The 2,864-nt window shown below is 69.2% G+C and carries 4 protein-coding genes; 2 read left to right on the plus strand and 2 right to left on the minus strand.

Features of this window, described 5'->3' with window-relative positions:
- Both FGD71_RS02655 and FGD71_RS02660 read right to left on the minus strand, forming a co-directional pair.
- On the minus strand, positions 1-426 hold a 426-nt coding region (locus FGD71_RS02655; RefSeq protein WP_181359107.1), incomplete at its 3' end, for a CoA transferase.
- A gap of 82 nt (positions 427-508) precedes the next feature.
- Entirely contained in the window at positions 509-1,024 is a 516-nt protein-coding gene (locus FGD71_RS02660) for a MarR family winged helix-turn-helix transcriptional regulator (protein WP_119098726.1), read from the minus strand.
- A 146-nt stretch (positions 1,025-1,170) separates the two neighbouring features.
- On the opposite strand from FGD71_RS02660, the gene FGD71_RS02665 reads away from it, so the two are divergent.
- Together FGD71_RS02665 and FGD71_RS02670 are read left to right on the plus strand one after the other, a co-directional pair.
- On the plus strand, positions 1,171-1,686 hold the full coding sequence (locus FGD71_RS02665) for a YceI family protein (RefSeq protein ID WP_119098727.1): 516 nt from the start codon (positions 1,171-1,173) through the stop codon (positions 1,684-1,686).
- A gap of 193 nt (positions 1,687-1,879) precedes the next feature.
- Positions 1,880-2,722, plus strand: coding sequence for a hypothetical protein (locus FGD71_RS02670; RefSeq protein ID WP_119098728.1), 843 nt, complete (start codon positions 1,880-1,882; stop codon positions 2,720-2,722).
- Positions 2,723-2,864: the final 142 nt, after the last annotated feature.

Here is a 2,864-nt window from a genome sequence, read left to right on the forward strand (position 1 = left end):
GGCCCAGGGCCCGCTGGTGCCGTAGCCGGAGATGGTGCAGCAGATCAAAGACGGGTGCGCCTTGGCGAGGGTGGGCGCGTCCAGGCCCAGCCGGGCGGCGGCGCCGGGAGCGAGGTTCTGCACGAACACGTCGGCATTCCCCAGCAGTTGCTCCAGCACCGCCCGGCCCGCATCCGACTTCAGATCGAGGGTCAGGGACTCCTTGGAGCGGTTGAGCCACACGAAATAGCTGGACTGGCCGTGCACGGTGGTGTCGTACCGGCGCGCGAAGTCGCCCTCTCCCGGACGCTCCACCTTGATGACCCGCGCGCCGAGGTCGGCCAGCTGCCGCGTCGCGAACGGAGCCGCCACCGCCTGCTCGACACTGACGACGGTGACACCGGACAGCGGCAGCCGTCCCAGCGCCTCTTCGGGATGCTCAGGCATGCGGTGACCTCCAGGTGTCTCCTGCGGCCCGGCCGTCTTGGGCACGCATGACCATCATGGGCGGACGGGGCTCATGGGCGGGTCAAAGGTCGGCGTCCGGTGTCCCCGGCAGCAGGTCGCGCAGCGCTTCGCGCTGGTGAGGGCCGAGTGTTCGGGCGATGGCGTCGGTGACGGCGTCCGCCAGGGGGGCCGAGGCGTCGCCCAGGAGCCGCCGTGCCTTTTCGGTGAGCGTCACCTCGATACCGCGCTTGTCGCCGCAGACCGACTTCCGGGAGATCAGGCCGGCGTGCTGGAGGCAGGCGACCTGATAGGTCAGCCGGGTCTTGGGGCGGCCCAGCAGCTCCGCGATCCGCGTCATCCGCAGACCGGCCCCGGGCTGGTCGGCCAGCAGACACAGGACGAGGAACTCGTCGTGCGAGATTCCGAGTGAGTCCTTGACGCGGGCACGCAGCTGCTGCTCGACGGCCCCGGCCGCGGCCAGCAGATGCATCCAGGCCCGCAACTCGGCCGGGAGCAGCCCGCTCTCGCCCGATGGAACGCATCCAGGGCCCGATGGATCGTGTCCGGGCAGGTCGGCGGGGTCGGGAAGGTCGGCCATGATGCCCCAGTCTACCGGTTGTCCATTTTTGGATAACGGGCTAGCGTATGGCTATCCAATTTTGAACTACTGCAGACCATGCAGAACTGCTGCAGCTCGTTCGTTCCTTCTCCCTGTTCACCCCCCCATCCCTCAGGAGCACACTCATGTCCGTCGCAGTCGAAACCGGCCTCTGGCAGCTCGACCCCACCCAGTCCACGGTCGCCGTGCGGCACAAGACGATGTGGGGCATGGTCACCGTGAACGGCACGTTCACGTCCGTCACCGGCGAAGGTGAAGTCGACGCCGACGGCACCGCCCGTGGCACGCTCACCCTCGACGCCGCCTCCCTGGACACCAAGCACGCGAAGCGCGACAAGCACCTGCGCTCCGCCGACTTCTTCGACGTGGATCGGCACCCCGACATCACCTTCGCCGTCCGCAGCGCCGTGCCGGGCGCCGGCGACACGGTCGACGTCTCCGGGCAGCTGACCGTGCGCGGCATCAGCCGTCCGCAGTCCTTCACCGCGCGCGTCACCGGCTCGGAGGCCGGCGCGGTCACTCTGACGGCGGAACTGACCGTCGACCGGGCCGAGTTCGGCATGGGCTGGAACCAGCTGGGCATGATGCGCGGCCTGGCCACGGTCACCGCCACACTCCGCTTCACCCGCGCAACGGCCTGACCGGCGAAAACGCGCACCTGAAGCGCCCGTCGCCCTGCCCCCGGCCGGTTGGCCGGAAGTCGTCGCCCGGCAGGGCCTCGTACGCAGGGCAGGCAACCTTTGCCGGTGGGGTCGGCGACCTGGGAACGAACCCCCGTCCCCATAGGGGCCCGTTCCGCACCCGGGACCCCGTCCCCCACCGGGAGGAGTCACCATGCGCAAGTACCTTGCGCGTCTGCTCACCGTCCTGGCCGTTCTCGTCGCGGCGACCGGCACGCTGGCGCCCCGTACGGAGGCCGCCGAGCAGTGGAACCCGCCGGCCAACCTGGTGCAGCCGCTGAACGAAGTGTGGAGGCACGTCGAGTCGACCTACCCCGACCTCTACGGATTCCGTAACTACGGCTGGGACCAGGTCATGGCCAACAAGGGGAGCATCAACTACTGCGTCCGCTGGGAGTCCGACGCCCCCGTGAGCGCCGCGCTGCGCGACCGGATCCACGCCGCGCTGAAGAAGCAGTTCGGCAAGTGGATGGCCGCCATGGTGGACAACGGCACGGGCCACAACTCCTGGCCGTACACCAACGTGCCGGTCAATATCGTCGGCTGGGCGGTGAAGAACCGCTCGACGCTCCAGTGGACCGACAACTCCGTCGACATCTACACCGGTCTCCTGGACGGTGGGGGCGCCCCGCAGTGCGCCCCGGACTGCGGCCGTTTCTTCCATCAGGACGGCAACTACTCGAAGTGCCCCGGCGGCGTGGCCCGCCACTACGACCAGTCCCTCTGGCTGACCAAGGGCTTCCAGGGCGGCGCCGGCGGCGACTGGGGCCAGCGCGTCGGCCAGGAGTACTTCACCGGCGCCCTGAACCAGGAGAACATCCACATCTATCTGCACGAGGTCGGCCACACCTTCGGCCTGGACGACTTCTACGACTGGACGCCGACCGGTCAGTGCTGCTTCCTCATGAACGCGGGCAGCGCCGCGCAGATCACCGAGTTCGACAAGTGGATGTTCCGCGACTTCTGGCGCCATGTGAAAAGCCGGTACGGCCTCTGACGCTCCGTCTCTGACCCGTCTTCTTCGGTCGTCCGCTCTACTTCGGTCGTCCGCCGGGCGGCCGACCGTCGTCGGAGTGAACCGCTCGACCTCGCGGCCCGCGGCCGCCCTGCTCCCGGTCCCGGCCGGATGCAGGGCGGCC

The organism is Streptomyces sporangiiformans (assembly GCF_005768555.2).
Lineage (GTDB): Bacteria > Actinomycetota > Actinomycetes > Streptomycetales > Streptomycetaceae > Streptomyces > Streptomyces sporangiiformans.

Coding starts and splice junctions, on each gene's coding strand:
- FGD71_RS02665 (WP_119098727.1), top strand. CDS start 1,171: ATGTCCGTCGCAGTCGAAACCGGCCTCTGGCAGCTCGACCCCACCCAG.
- FGD71_RS02660 (WP_119098726.1), bottom strand. CDS start 1,024: ATGGCCGACCTTCCCGACCCCGCCGACCTGCCCGGACACGATCCATCG.
- FGD71_RS02670 (WP_119098728.1), top strand. CDS start 1,880: ATGCGCAAGTACCTTGCGCGTCTGCTCACCGTCCTGGCCGTTCTCGTC.